A 17,942-nucleotide genomic window follows, 5' to 3' on the forward strand; every position below is an offset into this window, starting at 1 on the left:
AGCGAACACTTTACCAATAGGTCGAATAAGGCACACTGATGGAGTTCAACAGCGGCAAAGATCGACCAGAAAATTATTCAGGAGTCAGTGTGGAAAGAAGTGTATTTTATATTTCGGATGGTACGGCAATCACGGCAGAAGTTCTCGGCCACGCTGTTTTATCTCAGTTTCCGGTCAAAGCGACCACCTTTACGCTGCCATTTGTTGAAAGTGCTACCCGAGCTCAAGAGGTGTGCGAGAAGATTAATGCAATATATCGCGAGACTGGCGTCCGCCCCTTGGTTTTCTATTCAATAATCAGTGCAGAGGTTCGGGAACTCATTCAGCATAGTGAAGGGTTCTGCCAAGATATTGTGCAAGCGCTGGTGGCCCCGCTTCAGGGCGAACTGGGGGTATCACCGCAACCCGTCCTCAACCGCACCCATGGTTTAACTGCCAGTAATCTGGGCAAATATGATGCGCGCATCGCCGCCATTGACTATGCACTGGCTCATGATGACGGCATTTCGCTGCGTAATCTCGACCAGGCTCAGGTGATTTTATTGGGTGTTTCCCGCTGCGGCAAAACCCCCACCAGCCTGTATTTGGCCATGCAATTTGGTATTCGGGCCGCTAATTACCCTTTTATTGCCGATGATATGGACAATTTGCAGCTTCCGGCGGCGCTGAAACCTTTCCAGCAGAAGTTGTTTGGCTTAACCATTAACCCTGAGCGGCTGGCGGCCATTCGCGAAGAACGGCGTGAAAATAGCCGCTATGCCTCCCTGCGCCAATGCCGGATGGAAGTTGGAGAGGTCGAGGCGCTGTTTCGTAAAAATCAGATTCGCTATCTGAATTCCACCAACTATTCCGTCGAAGAGATCTCAACCAAAATTCTGGATATTTTGGGGATGAGCCGCCGAATGTTCTAATTATCCCCCTTAGCGTCTGGGGGCATATCATTCCCGCAAAAAATAATTTACATCATATTTAATCAAAATTTGTATAAATCATGATGCTGGCGGTTGAATTCATTTAGTTTTGGTTTATTGTGATCGCCATCACTTCCCGGTATTCCTGCCGCAGAGAAGAACAGATTTAGAGAATTTTCATGTACAAAACTGATGAACTGCGGACCGCGCGCATCGATAGCTTGGTGACGCCACAACAATTGGCGGAGAAGTTACCGATTTCCGAGGCGGTTGCTGATAACGTGACAGTGTCACGTAAGCGGATTGAAAAAATACTCACCGGTGAAGACCCACGTCTATTGGTGGTCGTCGGGCCTTGCTCGATTCACGATCTGGATGCTGCAATCGATTATGCAACGCGGCTGAATGTATTACGAACTCGCTATCAAGACCGTCTTGAAATCGTCATGCGCACCTATTTCGAAAAGCCACGGACGGTGGTCGGCTGGAAAGGGTTGATTTCAGACCCCGCATTGGATGGCTCATGTCAGGTGAATTTGGGCATTGAAATGGCACGGCGCTTGCTGTTGGCCGTCAATGAGTTAGGTCTGCCGACCGCCACCGAATTCCTTGATATGGTGACCGGTCAATATATTGCCGACTTGATTAGCTGGGGCGCAATTGGGGCCAGGACCACGGAAAGCCAGATCCACCGCGAAATGGCATCTGCCCTCTCCTGCCCTGTGGGCTTCAAAAATGGCACTGACGGTAACACCCGCATCGCCATTGATGCTATCCGTGCAGCACAAGCGAGCCATATGTTTTTGTCACCAGATAAAACCGGGCAAATGACCATTTATCAAACCCGTGGCAACCCCTACGGGCACATTATTATGCGCGGTGGCAAAACACCAAATTATGGTGCATCTGACCTCGCGGCAGCTTGTGATAGCTTGCGTGAATTTGATTTACCTGAACATTTAGTGGTGGATTTCAGCCACGGCAATTGCCAGAAAATGCATCGCCGCCAGTTAGAAGTGGCAGCAGATATCGGCCAGCAGATCCGTGCTGGTTCTACCGCTATCGTCGGAGTTATGGCGGAAAGCTTCCTGGTTGAAGGCACACAGAAAATTGTGGCTGGCCAACCGCTGACTTACGGGCAATCCATCACTGATCCTTGCCTGAGTTGGGCCGATACTGAACAGCTGCTAAGTTTACTGGCGGATGCCGTGAGCAGCCGTTTTAATGAGCAATGACCGTTTTAATCAACAATGAATAGCAAGGTTAATTAGCATTAACTCCTGTTATAACAGTGATGGAATCGCTTTCTCTTCGCGGCATTCCATCACTGAACTAAATATACAAAACTCCTCCATTCGTATACCCCCCTTTTTCCCGACCCGAATCAGTCAAAGTGCCAATAACTAATGAAAAAAAATGCAGCGGAATGACGACTAATAAACATTAGGATTGAAACAAACCACAAATGGAGATGATAATCATTATCAATTTGATAATAATATGAACTCTGAAGAATTGCCTTATGCACAAAGCCACTTATCGCACTCAAAACGCCACTGACCAGACGCCTCCCTCAGTGCCATTTTCATGTATTAACAGCCAACAGTTGCTTGGGCTACAGGATGTTGTCGCCATCAATCACCAAGGCCAGCTTTATTATTTGCGCCAAACTAAAGCAGGGAAACTCATATTGACTAAGTAATTCTGAGTCACTTTCTGGTGAAAAACCCAATCTACCCCGCCAGCCACCGAATAGTTAATACTCAGGCAGCCAGCAATCCATTGATTATATTCAATAATATAAGGAAAGCTGTTTATGCCTCAGGTCTTTCGTTTATCTTCATGCAGTTTGATTATTACCCTGGCGTTGTCGTCAGCGGCAAATGCCAGCCCCTCTTCAAAAAATCATAATGACACTCTGAAGGTGACCGGTACGCGTACCATAATCGACAGTTTTAAACATCCTGGTGTCGTGACTGACATTGATGCCTCGCGGCCGCAGCAGCAAACCGCTACCACCGCCGCCGACATGCTAAAAAATGTGCCGGGGGTGAGTATCACCGGGGTTGGCCGCACCAACGGGCAAAACGTGAATATCAGGGGCTATGATCAATACGGCGTGCTGGTGTTAATCGACGGCATTCGTCAGGGAATCAAAGGGACACATTTTAATGGCATATTTCTTGACCCGGCGTTAATCAAGAAAGTCACGGTGATTCGTAGCCCATCAACCTCGCTATTTGGTAGCGGTGCCATGGGGGGCGTTATTGCTTACCAGACAGTTGATGCTGCGGATTTACTCGCAGATAGTGAAAAGTTGGGCATGCGAATTAGCCATTATAGCGCCAGTGCCTCCCATGGCCGGGGCCTCACGATGTCTGCTTTTGGTCGCACTGAACATCTCGACGGCCTGATGTCCCTGAGTAAACGAGTGACAGGAAAGATTCGCCAAAGCAATGGTTATGATGCGCCCAACGATGAAGCCATTGATAGCCTGATGCTTAAGGGCACGGTTTCCCTTTCTGATAGCCAATCATTAAGCACGGCTCTGCGTTATTACAATAACCGCGCGCTGGAACCCCGCATGGCCAACCAGAGTGCGCCAGATCTAAAGTGGAATAAAAGCCCGATGATGGCGCGCTCGACGATTCAACGCGACGCCGAGTTAACCTACCGCCTACAGCCACAGCACCTTAATTGGCTGGATGCCACCACGCAAGTTTACACTTCCGAGATTAATGTCAACGATGATGTACGCGGTGAGGGTTACGGCAGCCGCAAGCAGATAACCCGTGGTATAAAACTGGAGAATCGCAGCTCGTTATTGACCTACAGCCCGGCGGCTCATCTGCTGACTTATGGCGTTGAAACCTACCACCAGCAGCAAATTCCGCAGGGAGTGACCCGCAGTTTCCCCCCGGCTGAAATCAAATTTGCTTCCGGTTGGCTGCAAAATGAAGTGACCTTACGCGATCTGCCAGTGACCTTGCTGGTGGGTACCCGTTTCGACAGCTATAAAAACAGCCGCGAGGGTTTTGCGGATCGAGAAGCTAAAAACCAGTCCACACGCGGAGCTGTGACCGTCAACCCGACCGATTGGTTAATGCTATTTGGTGCTTACAGCCAGGCGTTTCGCAGCCCAACACTGGCTGAGCTTTATAATAATTCACATCATTTTGTGTTCAATTATTGGCGGCCTAATCCTAATTTAACCCCCGAAAGTAACGCCACTCGTGAAGCGGGTTTGGGTGTGCATTTTGACAATCTGCTGGCCGATAACGATGCCGTCAAATTGAAAGCCAGCTATTTTCATATTGATGCCAAAGATCGTATCACCAATAAAGTTTATGGCGGCCCCATCGGATCCTCAACTTATATCAATATCCCGCGCAGCAAAAGCTGGGGTTGGGATGCCTCGCTGGATTATCAAAACACCTGGTTTGACTGGAATCTGGCCTATAACCGCACCCGTGGCATCAACCTCGATACTCGCCAATTTATTCACAGCATCAATCCTGACACCGTCACCAGCCGCCTGAATATCCCGCTGGCGAACAGCGGTTTTAGCACCGGCTGGATAATCACTATGGCGGAAAACACCAAATTTATGAAAGACAATGATGCCCAAACTTCGTCACGCAAACCCTATAAACCGCAAGCGGGTTACGCCGTGCATGACTTTTATCTGAGCTACCGTGGGCAAGAGACATTCAACGGGATCACCACGACGGCGCTACTGGGCAATGCCTTTAATAAAGAATATTACTCTCCACAAGAAATTCCTCAGGATGGGCGTAATGCTAAGTTGTTGATCAGCTATCAATGGTGATATTTCATCTCACCGGCCATAATAAATGGTCAATAAACAACCATAATTAACTGGCTCTATGGAACCCTGTCGCAGTCTCACCAGCTGCGGCACTAAATTATCAAGGAACAAATCAATGGAAATAACACTGTCTCAACGCTACCTCAACACTAAGCAAACTCACGCCGAACTGTCCTGCCGTGATTTAGCCCATAAACTGAATGTCAGCGAGGCCGAACTGGCCTATGTCCGGGTAGGCGAGGATGCAGAACGATTGGATATCAGCGCCAGCGTGCTGCTTACCGAGTTAAAAAAAGTTGGCGTCACCCGCTCAATTACCCGTAACCAACATGCAGCTCATGAACTGACCGGCGAGTATCAGAACTTGCGGCTTCATGGTCATCTGGGTTTACTCCTTAATCCGCGCGCCCTGGATTTAAGACTATTTTTTCGCCACTGGAGCACTATTTTCAGCTTGCGCGAAACCACCGCGTCCGGTGAGCAACTGAGTATCCAATGTTTTGATTTTCAAGGTAATGCCATTCATCAAATCTATTGTACCGAGGCAACAAACCAAGACGCCTGGCAAGCATTGGTCGCTAAGTATCGTACGGCGAATAATTCTCCGCTGACAATAGAGCCAGCCGATGAGACCACCACCACTAAATCGCCTATCGACAACGCCATGATTGATGCTGAATGGCGAAAGCTGACTGATATTCATCAATTTTTCATGTTGCTAAAGCGCCATAACATCACGCGCAAACAGGCCTTTAACGCGGTGAAAGATGACTTAGCTTGTCGGGTTAACAATCAAGCATTAATACAAATACTTAACGCCGCTCACACTGACCAAAATGAAATAATGCTGTTCGTCGGCAACAGTGGATGCATGCAGATATTCACCGGGGTCATTGAACAACTTGAGATTTCGCAAGAGGAAAACCCCGCTGACGGCTGGTGGGTCACCGTGAGTGACCCTCAGTTTAATTTGCAGATAAATCAGTTGGCTATCGCCGAAAGTTGGGTGACTCGCAAGCCGACTAAAGAGGGATTTGTTTCGAGTCTGGAATTGCTTGATAAGCAAGGTAAGCATATTTTGCAAATCTTTGGTCAGCGCAGCGAAGGCCAATCCGAGCAAAATAAATGGTATGACCAATTAGCTGAATTGATTGCAATAGGGACACTGGATGAATAAATGGGCGGCGGCACTTAAATGGGTCGTTTCATTCAGATTTGTCATTTCACTTATGTATGTTATTTCAATAAATTGCTTTGCCACACAACGTATCGTAACCATTGGCGGCGATGTTTCTGAAATCACCTACGCATTAGGTGTCGGTGACCGCATTGTGGCCCGTGACAGCACCAGCCTGAATCCCGCGCCACTAAAAGCGCTGCCCGATGTGGGTTATATGCGCCTGCTCAATGTAGAGGGCATTCTTGCTTTAAAACCCACCTTGGTGTTGAGCACCGCACGCGCCGAGACTTCACGGGCATTAAGACAAGTGAAAGAGCACGGGGTCAAGCTTATCTTTGTTCCGGCAGATAAATCGCCGGAGAGAGTGATAGATAAGATACGGATGATTGCCGCCACGGTGAATCAAGAAGAAAAAGGCCAACAACTGATTCAGCATTACCAACAGCAGTTAGCCACGGTGATTTCAACCCCGCTGCCAGTGAAAGCCTTATTTGTCATGATTCATGCAGGAATCCCGCCCTTAGCGGCGGGTGTAGACACCGCAGCTGATGGCATGTTCAGGGCTTCGGGGCTGAAAAATGCCATTGAGGAATTTAGCGGATATCGCCCTTTGTCACAAGAGGGGATCATCGCCAGCGCCCCTGATTTACTCATTGTCACCACTCATGGCGTAGCGGCGCTCAAGGGCGTAGATAATGTCTGGCGGTTACCGGGCTTGATTCTCACCCCGGCGGGTAAACAAAAACGGCTGCTGGTGCTTGATGACATGGCTTTACTGGGGTTCGGCTTACAAACCCCGGATGTTCTCAAACAACTTCGTACCGCGGCCGAATCTCACTAAGATAAAAACAGGAAAAAACTTGGGTGGCGGGAAAATTCTCCTGCCACCTATTCTGACTAACTGGAGCAGGAAATTTCCAAATGCTTGCCCCACTCCGGTGGCAATGCCGCTAAATCATTGAATTCAGGTCGGTCAGCAAAAGGCTGCTGCAAAGCCTGATGTAAACGCTGCAAGAGCTGAATATCATCCTTTTCAGCATGATCAATAGCCAACTGCGCCAAATAGTTGCGCAATATATAGTGAGGATTCGCCGCTTTCATGATTTGCTGGCGCTGTGCATCATTAATCGACTCTTGTTGCAAACGCACGCGATAACGGCTGTACCAACTATCAAAAGCGGCCCTGTCGATAAAATCATCCCGCAATGGCGATTGGGCGGAATGTATTTCCACCTCACTCAGCAAACGGAAGGTTCGGGTATAATCCCGCCCTTCTTTAATCATTAAACTCAATAACCCCGTCAATAAGTCATTATCCTGACCATCGCGCTCAGAGAAACCTAATTTGGTGCGCATTTGCTGACCGTAAGCCGCCATTAATTCTGGCTCATAGGCCTCCAGCCCCCGCTGCAACTGCTCCGGAGTCAGTAGACCAGACAGCGCCTGCCCCAGCCGATGCAGGTTCCATAATGCCACCGCAGGCTGATTATCAAAAGCATAGCGCCCTTGGTGATCAGAATGATTACATCTATAGCCGGGCACATAATCATCAAGAAAGCCGAATGGGCCATAATCCATGGTGATGCCAAGTATCGACATATTGTCGGTATTCATCACACCATGGGCAAAACCCACCGTCTGCCAATGAGCCATTAGCCGTGCAGTGCGCTTAACCACATCAGTAAACCACAGCAAATAGCATTCCTCTTGCCCAACGAACTGCGGCCAGTGGCGCGCAATAACATAATCGGCGAGTTGTTTAACTTGAGCGGGCTGCTGGCGGTAGTAGAAATGCTCGAAATGACCGAAACGCACATGGCTTTCAGCCACCCGCAATAGCATCGCCCCCCGCTCTGTTTGCTCGCGATAAACCGGGTGGTCGCTGGTCACAATAGTCAACGCGCGGCTGGTAGGGATCCCTAAGTGGTGCAAAGCTTCAGAGGCCAAAAACTCGCGCACCACGGAGCGCAATACTGCCCGCCCATCCCCCATGCGGGAATAGGGGGTTAGACCGGCACCTTTCAAATGCCAGTCCATATGGCGACCATCACTAAGCTGTTGTTCTCCCAGTAAAATACCGCGCCCATCCCCCAACTGACCCGCCCACATACCAAATTGGTGGCCGCTATACACTTGTGCCAATGGCTCCATACCGGGTAATAGCGTTTCCCCCGCCCATACCGCCGCTTTTGGGGCGCTGAACCAACTGGCATCAAGCTCCAGTTCTCTGGCGAGCGGCTCACTGTGATAAAGCAGCCGCGCCCCTTTTAAAGGTGTGGGTAGCAAATGAGTATAAAAACCGCTCAATTGCTGCCCATAGCTACTTTTAAATTGAGGTGAGTTCATCAGCGCATAACCTCCGCCAGCCAATGGCGAACCTGTAACAGCTCAGCTTGTGAGTCAGGAAAGTCATCACTTAATTGCAAGCAAATCGCATTAATGGCGTCGGGGCGATAAGCTGCGCCCTGTAATTGTTGGGCGAGGGCTTCCAACGGCGCTGGATTCAAACTATCAGTGAATATTTGACAGCGGTCAATTGCTCCGTGCAATACATCAAAATGCAGTTCAATTCCGCCCCAGACAAAGCGGGTATCGACCAGATGGCTAAATGCCGGAGCCTGACCAAAGTTCCACTCCCAGCTACTCTGTTTGGCAAATTGTTCGGTGAAACCGGGCAGATCGGGCAATGCTTGTGGAGAGATGATTTCTGCTGAGACTTTTTCATCGTAATAATTGAAAAAAGCTTGTTGGATGGCGATACAGACCTTTTCGTGGTCAATTCCCGGCAGTAACTCCACCAGATTCGTCACCCGTGACCGCACCGAGGTGATGCCTTTGGCCTGCAATTTTTTCGGGTCAGGATTGAGGTAATCAGCCAGACGATTGAGATCAGCATTGAGTAATAAAGTCCCATGATGAAAACCACGATCTTTAGTTTCTTTATAAGCGGAACCGGAGACTTTGCGCTCACCATCATTCTTGATCACGACCAAATCATTACGGCCCGATGCCGTGGCCTGAATACCCAGAGAGGCCAATGCATTCAGAATAATTTGAGTTGATATCGTTTTATCGTATTCCGGTTTACCGGCCATAAAAGTAAAACAGGTATTACCCAAATCATGAAATACCGCCCCACCACCGCTGCTACGTCGGGCCAATTTCACCCCATCTTGTTCCATGCGCCGGGTATTACACTCTTTCCATGGGTTTTGCGCGCGGCCTATGACCACGGTATTGGCATTACGCCATAAAAACAGAACCCGCTGATCCGGCGACATTTGGCGGAAAATACACTCTTCTACCGCCAGATTGAACCAGGGATCATAGGAATCAGAAATGAGTAACCGAAGGGATGACATAAGCGCGGCTCCGAACCAAAATAATCAACCATTAAGATAACATAACCGGCATAGATATCTTTAGGTTCGGGTGAATGAGTGTGAGCGCAGCTAACACCCCTGCGGCTTCAAGGGTGAAGGGGATACCCCAAAAACACTGGAGTTGCAGGTAGGCAGCAAGTGAACAAATCCCGATGAGCTTACATCAAGTAAGTGATTCGGGTGCGCGAGCGCAGCTAACACCCCTGCGGCTTCAAGGGTGAAGGGGATGTTTTACATACGGCGCGCTTGCCAATACACCCGTTTCCAGTAAACATTCTCTAGCGATGAACGAATGACACCTTTGCTCGTTGAAGCATGGATGAATTCATCATTTGTATCGTAAATGCCAACGTGTAATCCATTTTGCCCGCTACCGGTTTTAAAGAACACTAAATCACCCGGCATCAGTTCATCACGGGAGACTTTCGTGCCTAGCGTGGTTTGCGCAATGGTGGTGCGAGGCAATTGCATGTCAAAACGATCGCGGAATGTGCGATAAACAAAACCAGAACAATCAACGCCGCGTTGGTCTAACCCGCCATTACGATAAGGCGTGCCCTCCCACTGGCGCAGTTGTTCATTCAGTTTTGCAACCACCACAATAGAATCAGACAAGTGACCACTTGGTGTCGGGGTATGGCTGCTACAGCCAGCAAGGATAATACTGATCAGAAAGATCCAGAAACGTATCCGCATCGATAATTCACCAAGGTAAAGCTTAGCCAATTCACTATACAATCAGCTAGTTGCTAATGAAGGATATCAGTAGACTAATTTAACTATTGAGTTTGGAAAAAACAAGTTATACCCGTCATACTTCAAGCTGCATGTGCGTTGGCTGCTTTCGTTACTCGGCCCATCCCTGGGTCTCGCTGCTATGAGGCAACTGACATTGATGTTTTTGGTCAAATATCAATTAGATAGTAATTTCAGTCTCTTTTTATTGGTTTTGTATTAATCAACCATATGCCCAGCAAAATAAAGCCCGCGCCCAATGTCTTCAGTAAAGTTGCAGATTCACTAAACCATGGGAGTGATACAGCACCTAAATAAACCAATGCATAACTGAGGCTTAATAGTGGATATGCACGATTGAGTGGTAAATATCTTAGTGCGAAGAACCAACATAACATTGATAATGCATATCCCGCCAGCCCGCAAATAACGGCAAGTAATTGTGTCAGGTGATTGAATAAGAATTGCCCATTAATATCGGCTAACGACATTAATGGCGTATTCATCATGCCCCATTTCAATATTAATTGGGCAGCCGTCACCAGCAGCACACTTCCGATTCCCCAGCCATACCCTTTCATAAATGCCAACTAATTAAAAGAATACCAAACATAATGGAAGCAACCCCCAACCAATGGCGAGAAGTCGCTTTCTCACCATAAAACAGTTGAGCGGCCAAGGTGACTAACACGAAATTAAAACTGAGGATCGGATACGCCACACTGAGAGGTAAATGTTGCAGTAAACGTAACCACAGCAACATCCCCAAACCGAGTAACAACACGGCACTAACCAGCCAGCACAATACCGGGGCCAGTCGCTCTTCTTGCGGCAAGGCCCAGCATTGCGCAGCTTGTTTCTGACACAACTGCCCCGCACAGGTCAATAAACTGACCATTATCAATAACAGGTAGTTGGTCATGGTGTTTTCTTGTACCACAAAAGTACTAAGCGATTCATCAGGTTAACTTTATCCGCTGCGGGTAAACTATCCGGTATTTTCTCATCGCGAGATAATTGAACCACCAGTGAAACATCACCTAGCTTACGAGCCTCAGCGAGCCAATCGTTGAAATTTCGGCCACTGATATAGTGACTTTCACTGTCAGCATAATTCAGCCCATAAGCCAATTCGCCCTTTTCGCTAAACATCAAAATATCACTACGTTTTAGCTCCCAAGCAAGCCCAGCCGCGACACCCACACTGTCAGTTGCCACATAACGGCTGCTATTGAGTTCGTCAAAATTATTCCGAATGAAGTTCTGCGGCTGTTTGGAATCAATGACCTGCTGCGGAATCAGATAACCTACCAGCAATATAAACAGCAATGGGCAAGCCGCAGCCCAGCGCCAATGGCGCGCATTATTACGCAGAGTAACAAAACCGACTATCCCCCATCCGGCAAAGGCAATTGTCGCCAGTATGACTTTTTGATGTTCATGGGGTTCATATGCCACCAGATGAGCCACCAGCCCCATACCAATAATCAAGATAGCCAATGCACAGATAAACCCAAAGCCGAGGTTTATCGCAGCATTAATCTTTAATGCCCGCACGCGCATCTTTTCAGCACAATCAGTGGCATAAGCGGCCATCAATAAAGATAATGGTGCCATGCAGGGTAAAATATAAGTCGGAAGTTTCCCTTTAGCTACACTGAAAAATAGCAGCGGCATTAATACCCAACTGAGCAAAAAGAATAACTCAGGCCGAGCAACCCGTTCACGCCACCCTTTCAATAAGGCTCCAGGTAATAACCCCAACCAGGGCAAAACCCCCAGACACAAAATAGGCAGATAATACCAAATAGGGGCTTTATGCTGAGCGTCTTTCTCTGCAAAGCGCTGAATATGTTCGACCCAGAAAAAATAGCGCCAAAAATCAGGCTCGCGTTGAGCAATAGCTAATGCCCACGGCAAACTCAATATTATCGCACCCACGATGGCTACCGGGCCAAAAACAATCAGCTCTTTTACTCTTTTTTGCTGTATGACAATTGGCAATACCGAGATAACCGGCACTGCCAATGCCAGAAACCCCTTGGTCATAAAGCCCATACCGCAAGCCAAACCAAGGAGGAGGTAAGCCCCTGCTTTTTGTTTTGCTGTTTCTGCTCGCAGCGTGAGATAAAAACAGACCATCGATGCAGTGAGCCATAATGAAATCATCGGATCCAGTACGGCATAAGAACCAATACTAAATACCAACAACATGGAAAGGTAAATTAATGCTGCTAAAAACGATGTGGAACGGTTACGCCATAATAACGTTGCCAACCAATAAACTAAAACGGCACTCAGGGCGGTACTAAATATTGAACCGAATCTTACGGCAAAATTAGTATCACCAAAGATCCACTGGCTAATATTATTGAACCAATATCCCGCGATAGGTTTTTCAAAATAACGAATTCCCAGTAAATGCGGCACAACCCAGTCGCCACGCTGTAACATTTCGCGGCTTATTTCAGCATAACGTGTTTCATCAGGCTGCCATAATAAACGGCTATTAATCGGCAATAGATAAACCAGAGCAAAAAACAATGCCAGCAGTACTGCGCCACTTCCTTTTAACAGCCTCATTGCACATCCTTTATATCTGACTGACACCCTAGCCACCCCTCTCGCCCTGGAAAAGCAGCGCGTACAACTTTCCCTACGGGGAGTGAATCCAGATTTTCGGGTAATAGTGAGCTCAGAGCACAAAATTGAATACCGCGCTCCTGCGCCATAATCAATAATTGTTCGAACATCAATGCCTGTGACATCCCTTCGACTTCAGCATGAATAGTGTAAACCGGCACACCGCTATCATGTGAAATGGCATTCATAATGAAATCATTAAAATCTTCGGCCCGAACCTCACTGCCCACGACTTCATCGTAAGTGGGTAAAGTGACGGGAATTTGTACAGTGCCCAAGCTACCATCAGGCAACAATGGGCGGAAAGGATGAGTACCACGGCAATCACTGTTATAGCTGAATGAGAATAACTGTTTTACTGTCAAAACGCGTTCATCGGCACGCCAGCCCGCCGCCGCAGAACAAGTAACTGGCTGCTGAATGCTTTTTTGTAATGCATCAACGCCCCATTGCACCTGCGCGGTTAATTGCTGTTCTGACCAAGAGGCGACTTTAGCTTGCCAACCTTGATGGTCCCAAGCATGTAAGCCAACTTCGTGGCCCGCCTGCAAAGTCTCTTTCATCAACCGGCCGAAATCTTTAGCAATTTGTTTACCCGGCCAGGCCGTCCCTGCCAGCAAGATATCCCAGCCATAAAGCGACGCAGCATTAGAACGCAGCATTTTCCACAGGAAACGGGGGCGGAAAAGGCGCCATAAATGGCGCCCCATGTTATCCGGCCCAACACTGAAGAAAAAGCTGGCGCTAATCTCATATTTTTCCAGTACAGCAAGCAGTGATGGCACACCTTCCTTCGTTCCACGGTAGGTATCTACATCAATCCTCAGGCCAACTTGCTTCATACCTGATGTTCATCCTTTGAGGTTTTGTTTTGCTCAATAACACTCTGCCCAATAACACTCTGCTCAATAACAACACCACGCAGGAAGAAGTCTAAAGTTTCCGTGACGGTTTGTTGCAAAGTAATCTCTGGTTGCCATTGTAAAAGACGACGCGCATTACGAATACTTGGCGTGCGATGTTCTACATCCTGATAGCCTTTCCCATAATATGCGCTACTTTCAATATCTTTAAAGCCAGCAAACGGCGGGAATTTATCGCGTAATTCGTGTTGTTCGAAACTGCTTAATAACATTTCCGCCAATTCACGAATACTGGCTTCATTGGTTGGATTACCGATATTAATTATCTGTCCATCACAAGCACCATCACGATTCTCAATAATACGGAATAATGCTTCGATGCCATCATGAATATCTGTAAAACAACGTTTTTGTTCCCCACCATCGACAAGTTTAATTGGAGAACCTTCGACCAGATTTAAAATAAGCTGCGTAATAGCACGGGAACTGCCAATACGGGCGGCATCAAGATTATCCAAACGCGGCCCCATCCAGTTGAATGGACGGAACAGAGTAAACTTCAGGTTTTCTTTCGCGCCATAAGCCCAAATAACACGGTCTAACAGTTGTTTGGAGACCGAGTAAATCCAACGTTGTTTATTAATCGGCCCAACAATCAGTCGTGAAGTGTCTTCGTCGAATTCTTTATCATCACACATGCCATACACTTCGGAGGTGGATGGGAAGACAATACGTTTATTGTATTTAACACAATCACGAACGATTTTTAGGTTTTCTTCAAAATCTAATTCGAAAACACGCAGCGGATTACGGGTATATTCAATAGGGGTCGCAATCGCCACCAAAGGCAGAATAACGTCACATTTTTTAATGTGATATTCAATCCATTCGGAATGAATACTAATATCACCCTCAACAAAATGGAAATTCGGGTTGTCCAGGAAACGGCTGATGGCATCAGAACCAATATCTAAGCCATAAACTTCATAGCGGTCATCACGTAACAAACGCTCAGTCAGATGGTTACCAATGAAGCCATTGACGCCCAATATCAATACGCGGGTACGTCTTTTCAGGGTTTTACTTGGCTTGTTACCGAGTCGGACGTCAGTGACAATCCCCATCTCTTGTGCCAAACGCTGCCCCTGAACATATAACCCATCCTCCCCCTGACCCGTCATAATCTCCAGCGCACCTTCACCACAAGCGACCACCAGTGGAGAGGTTGACAGCACGGTACCAGCTTGTTTGCCATGAACAATATTGAGCGGACGTGCGCGCCAGACGATCAATTTGCGTTGTCCAAGATAACTGAATGCACCGGGGTAAGGTTCGGTCACTGCGCGCACCAGGTTATTGATTTCTGATGCTGATTTTTGCCAATAAATCTCGCCATCATCTGCCGTCCGGCGGCCAAAATAGCTGGCTCCGGCTTCTTTTTGGGGTACCAGAGACAATGACGTATTTTTCATTTTAGGCAACAAGTCATGCAGCAATTCTTGGGCGGCATCACGCATTTTTGCATGTAGCGTTAAGGCGGTATCTGTCTCACTAATGATGACTTTATGCTGACCGACAATCGGGCCTGCATCGGCTTTCTTCACCATCTGGTGTAAGGTCACACCGGTTTCTGTCTCACCATTGGCCAGAGCCCAGTTAATCGGCGCTCGCCCACGGTATTTCGGTAATAAAGAGCCATGTAAATTAAAACCACCACGTGGTGCCGATGACAAAATGTTATCACAGAGCATATTGCGGTAGTAGAAAGAGAAAATGATATCAGGCTGTAATTGCTTAATACGTTCAACCCACAGCGGGTGGTTAACATCTTCTGGTGCAAATACCGGTAGCTCTAAATCTGCGGCCACTTTGGCTACAGAAGAGAAAAAACGATTCTCGCCAGGAGAGTCAGTATGGGTAAAGACCGCCTGAATATCGTAACCTGCTTCAACAAGGGCTTTCAGGCCGACACAGCCAATATCATGATAGGCAAAGACAATCGCTTTCATTTTTCTACTTCCTGATTATTTTCGGTCTGCTCAGCGCTGACCACTTTCTGTATGAAATAACGCGGGCGGGCGCGCACATCGTTATAAATACGACCGATATATTCACCGAGTAACCCCATACCAACAAATTGGGCACCAATGAACATAAACAACACGGCAAACAGCGTAAAGACGCCGCCGCCTGCCCATTCTGGGCCAAATACCAAACGTAAAACCACTAACAACACGGCGAGAGTGAAACCAGAAAGTGCAATGACACTGCCGACCAGACTTAATAAACGTAATGGCGTTGTTGTTAGGCAAGTAATCAAGTCATACATCAGATTAATGAGTTTCATCAGGCTATATTTAGAATCGCCAAACTCACGTTCCGCATGATGGACAGTAATCTCAGTCGTGCGACGGGCAAATGTGTTTGCCAAAATAGGAATGAAGGTACTGCGTTCGTGACAGTGTAACATTGCTTCAACGATATGACGGCGATAAGCACGTAACATGCAGCCATAATCACCCATGGATTTCCCAGTGGCGCGTTGAATCATCATATTGATCATGCGTGATGCGGTTTTGCGGAACAAAGAATCCTGACGGTTCGCACGTACCGTGCCCACAACGTCATAGCCCTCTTCTGCGACACTCACCAGCCGGGGGATCTCCTCCGGGGGATTTTGCAGATCAGCATCAAGTGTAATGACCAAATCGCCGCTGACCTGATTGAACCCCGCCATAATGGCGGAATGTTGCCCATAATTACGATTAAGTAAAACGGCAATGATGTGGCTCTCTGGCTCATTCGCCGCTGCCGTCAAAAGCTCGGCGGAATTGTCACTACTGCCATCATCAACCAGAATAATTTCATAGGGTTGCGTTAGTAACTTACAGGAAACCAACGTCCTCTCGATTAATGCTGGCAGACTCTCTTGCTCGTTATAAACAGGAATAACGATTGAGACTTTCTTGATTTTTTCACTTTCAGACACGGTGCGACCCTATAATTGTTGCCAATGCATCAACCACCCGATCAACATCGCTGTCTAGCATGTCGGGGAAAAGGGGCAATGTGCATAATCTGGCGGAATTCCACTCAGTATTCGGTAAGTTAAGGCGCGGATAACGCTCGCGATAATATTTCTGGGTATGCGCCGCACGAAAATGCAACCCAGTGCCAATCCCTGCATCTTTTAAACGCGCCATCAGTGAATCCCGGTCAATACCACAACGCGCTTCATCAACTCGCACCATAAAAAGATGCCAGGCATGTTGATGGGCATAATGGGGAACAGCTAAAGGTTGCAAGGGAGAATTAGCTAATGCCGCATGATAACGAGCGACGAGTTCTTGTCGGCGGGCGTTGATTTCAGGTAAACGCCCAAGTTGAACCACCGCAATAGCGGCGTGAATATCCGATAAGTTGTATTTATATCCCGGCTCAACAACTTCAGCCTGCGGACTGCGGCCTTGGATTTGGCGGTCAAAAGCATCAACCCCTAAGCCATGAAACTTGAGTCGGCGCACTCTGGCTGCCAGTTCATCATCGTCAGTGGCAATTAAACCACCCTCAGCACAAGTGATGTTTTTGATAGCGTGGAAAGAAAAGATCGCGGTACCTTTCTCGCCAACCCATTGATCTTTATAACGCGTACCAACAGCATGAGCTGCATCTTCAATTAATGGGATTCCGTATTGCTGGGCTATCCGACGCAGAGCATCAAGATCACAAGGTGCTCCTGCATAATGAACGGGAATAATGGCTTTGGTTTTCGGTGTGATCGCGGCTTCAATATCCGCCGCATTCACCATTAAGGTGTCACGGTCGATATCAACCATTACCGGTTCAGCGCCCAACAGCACAATCATATTAAGGGTTGATACCCACGTCTGAGATGGCGTAATGACCTCATCACCAGGGCCAATCCCTAGCGCCATTAGCGTAATATGCATACCTGCAGTAGCAGAACAGACGGCAACCGCATGTTTGCAACCAAATGCAGCGCAAAAATCAGTTTCCAACTTTTGGTTCTGAGGGCCTGTGGTGATCCAACCGGAGCCTAGCACTTTTACTACCGCATTAATTTCGTCCGTACCGATCGCCGGACGAGAAAAAGGCAAAAAATTCTGCATTGAGAAATCCCTAGGATACTTGGCACTTTGAGGAACTATATGCCCCTATAAGTTAACGAAAACTAAACACTACTCAGATAGATACATGCCTGGCTGAATATGAAGTCTAGTTTATTAACCTTAAATAAACCTTAAGATAGGATTTTTTTTGCAGTAGTATTTAGCGTAATTACTTTAAGTTGAATAATTAATTTTTTCATAAAAATCAATATGATGAAAAAACATCCTGACGCAGTTGAGACCACGATTAATTGTCTTTGTCAGAGAG

At 47.5% G+C, this 17,942-nt stretch carries 16 protein-coding genes; 6 read left to right on the plus strand and 10 right to left on the minus strand.

The features are described from left to right. Positions 1 to 89: 89 nt before the first annotated feature. The 6 genes from ppsR to FTA91_RS04515 all read left to right on the plus strand — a co-directional run bounded on the left by ppsR (position 90) and on the right by FTA91_RS04515 (position 6,761). The gene (ppsR, locus tag FTA91_RS04490; RefSeq protein ID WP_050115462.1) at positions 90 to 911 is read left to right on the plus strand and encodes a posphoenolpyruvate synthetase regulatory kinase/phosphorylase PpsR; all 822 of its coding nucleotides are present in this window, start codon (positions 90 to 92) and stop codon (positions 909 to 911) included. Between the two features lie 179 nt (positions 912 to 1,090). Then, positions 1,091 to 2,146, plus strand: coding sequence for a 3-deoxy-7-phosphoheptulonate synthase (locus FTA91_RS04495; RefSeq protein ID WP_145534447.1), 1,056 nt, complete (start codon positions 1,091 to 1,093; stop codon positions 2,144 to 2,146). Between the two features lie 287 nt (positions 2,147 to 2,433). After that, positions 2,434 to 2,613, plus strand: coding sequence for a hemin uptake protein HemP (gene hemP / locus FTA91_RS04500; RefSeq protein ID WP_050115308.1), 180 nt, complete (start codon positions 2,434 to 2,436; stop codon positions 2,611 to 2,613). A 114-nt stretch (positions 2,614 to 2,727) separates the two neighbouring features. After that, positions 2,728 to 4,740, plus strand: coding sequence for a TonB-dependent hemoglobin/transferrin/lactoferrin family receptor (locus tag FTA91_RS04505; protein WP_145582991.1), 2,013 nt, complete (start codon positions 2,728 to 2,730; stop codon positions 4,738 to 4,740). A gap of 115 nt (positions 4,741 to 4,855) precedes the next feature. Further along, positions 4,856 to 5,917: a hemin-degrading factor gene (locus FTA91_RS04510; RefSeq protein ID WP_145534453.1), complete on the plus strand. Its 1,062-nt coding sequence runs from the start codon at positions 4,856 to 4,858 to the stop codon at positions 5,915 to 5,917. After that, complete coding sequence (locus tag FTA91_RS04515; RefSeq protein WP_050115302.1) at positions 5,910 to 6,761, plus strand: heme/hemin ABC transporter substrate-binding protein; 852 nt, start codon at positions 5,910 to 5,912, stop codon at positions 6,759 to 6,761. Before FTA91_RS04510 ends, FTA91_RS04515 begins: the two co-directional genes overlap by 8 nt. Before the next feature lie 56 nt (positions 6,762 to 6,817). On the opposite strand, the gene FTA91_RS04520 is transcribed toward FTA91_RS04515, so the two are convergent. From FTA91_RS04520 to arnB, 10 genes are all read right to left on the minus strand, one after another. Further along, on the minus strand, positions 6,818 to 8,266 hold the full coding sequence (locus tag FTA91_RS04520) for a protein adenylyltransferase SelO (RefSeq protein ID WP_145534456.1): 1,449 nt from the start codon (positions 8,264 to 8,266) through the stop codon (positions 6,818 to 6,820). Then, positions 8,266 to 9,282 carry a lipoate--protein ligase A gene (locus FTA91_RS04525; protein WP_050115298.1) on the minus strand — a complete coding sequence of 339 codons (1,017 nt, stop codon included), beginning with the start codon at positions 9,280 to 9,282 and terminating at the stop codon, positions 8,266 to 8,268. Before FTA91_RS04525 ends, FTA91_RS04520 begins: the two co-directional genes overlap by 1 nt. Before the next feature lie 252 nt (positions 9,283 to 9,534). After that, a complete protein-coding gene (locus FTA91_RS04530; protein ID WP_050115296.1) occupies positions 9,535 to 9,999 on the minus strand; it encodes an NlpC/P60 family protein in 465 nt (154 codons plus the stop codon). 233 nt (positions 10,000 to 10,232) lie between these two features. Next, the gene (arnF, locus tag FTA91_RS04535; protein ID WP_038632597.1) at positions 10,233 to 10,619 is read right to left on the minus strand and encodes a 4-amino-4-deoxy-L-arabinose-phosphoundecaprenol flippase subunit ArnF; all 387 of its coding nucleotides are present in this window, start codon (positions 10,617 to 10,619) and stop codon (positions 10,233 to 10,235) included. Beyond that, entirely contained in the window at positions 10,616 to 10,960 is a 345-nt protein-coding gene (arnE, locus tag FTA91_RS04540) for a 4-amino-4-deoxy-L-arabinose-phosphoundecaprenol flippase subunit ArnE (protein ID WP_050115294.1), read from the minus strand. Before arnE ends, arnF begins: the two co-directional genes overlap by 4 nt. Beyond that, entirely contained in the window at positions 10,957 to 12,621 is a 1,665-nt protein-coding gene (gene arnT, locus FTA91_RS04545; protein ID WP_145534459.1) for a lipid IV(A) 4-amino-4-deoxy-L-arabinosyltransferase, read from the minus strand. Before arnT ends, arnE begins: the two co-directional genes overlap by 4 nt. Then, positions 12,618 to 13,523 (minus strand): 4-deoxy-4-formamido-L-arabinose-phosphoundecaprenol deformylase, encoded by a 906-nt coding sequence (arnD, locus tag FTA91_RS04550; RefSeq protein ID WP_050115291.1) that lies wholly within the window; start codon positions 13,521 to 13,523, stop codon positions 12,618 to 12,620. Before arnD ends, arnT begins: the two co-directional genes overlap by 4 nt. After that, the gene (gene arnA, locus FTA91_RS04555) at positions 13,520 to 15,553 is read right to left on the minus strand and encodes a bifunctional UDP-4-amino-4-deoxy-L-arabinose formyltransferase/UDP-glucuronic acid oxidase ArnA (RefSeq protein ID WP_145534462.1); all 2,034 of its coding nucleotides are present in this window, start codon (positions 15,551 to 15,553) and stop codon (positions 13,520 to 13,522) included. The genes arnD and arnA overlap by 4 nt, the downstream gene beginning before the upstream one ends. Continuing rightward, the gene (gene arnC, locus FTA91_RS04560) at positions 15,550 to 16,533 is read right to left on the minus strand and encodes an undecaprenyl-phosphate 4-deoxy-4-formamido-L-arabinose transferase (RefSeq protein WP_145582992.1); all 984 of its coding nucleotides are present in this window, start codon (positions 16,531 to 16,533) and stop codon (positions 15,550 to 15,552) included. The genes arnA and arnC overlap by 4 nt, the downstream gene beginning before the upstream one ends. Continuing rightward, on the minus strand, positions 16,526 to 17,674 hold the full coding sequence (gene arnB / locus FTA91_RS04565) for a UDP-4-amino-4-deoxy-L-arabinose aminotransferase (RefSeq protein WP_050115286.1): 1,149 nt from the start codon (positions 17,672 to 17,674) through the stop codon (positions 16,526 to 16,528). Before arnB ends, arnC begins: the two co-directional genes overlap by 8 nt. Positions 17,675 to 17,942 lie beyond the last annotated feature (268 nt).

This window comes from Yersinia thracica (assembly GCF_902170565.1).
Lineage (GTDB): Bacteria > Pseudomonadota > Gammaproteobacteria > Enterobacterales > Enterobacteriaceae > Yersinia > Yersinia thracica.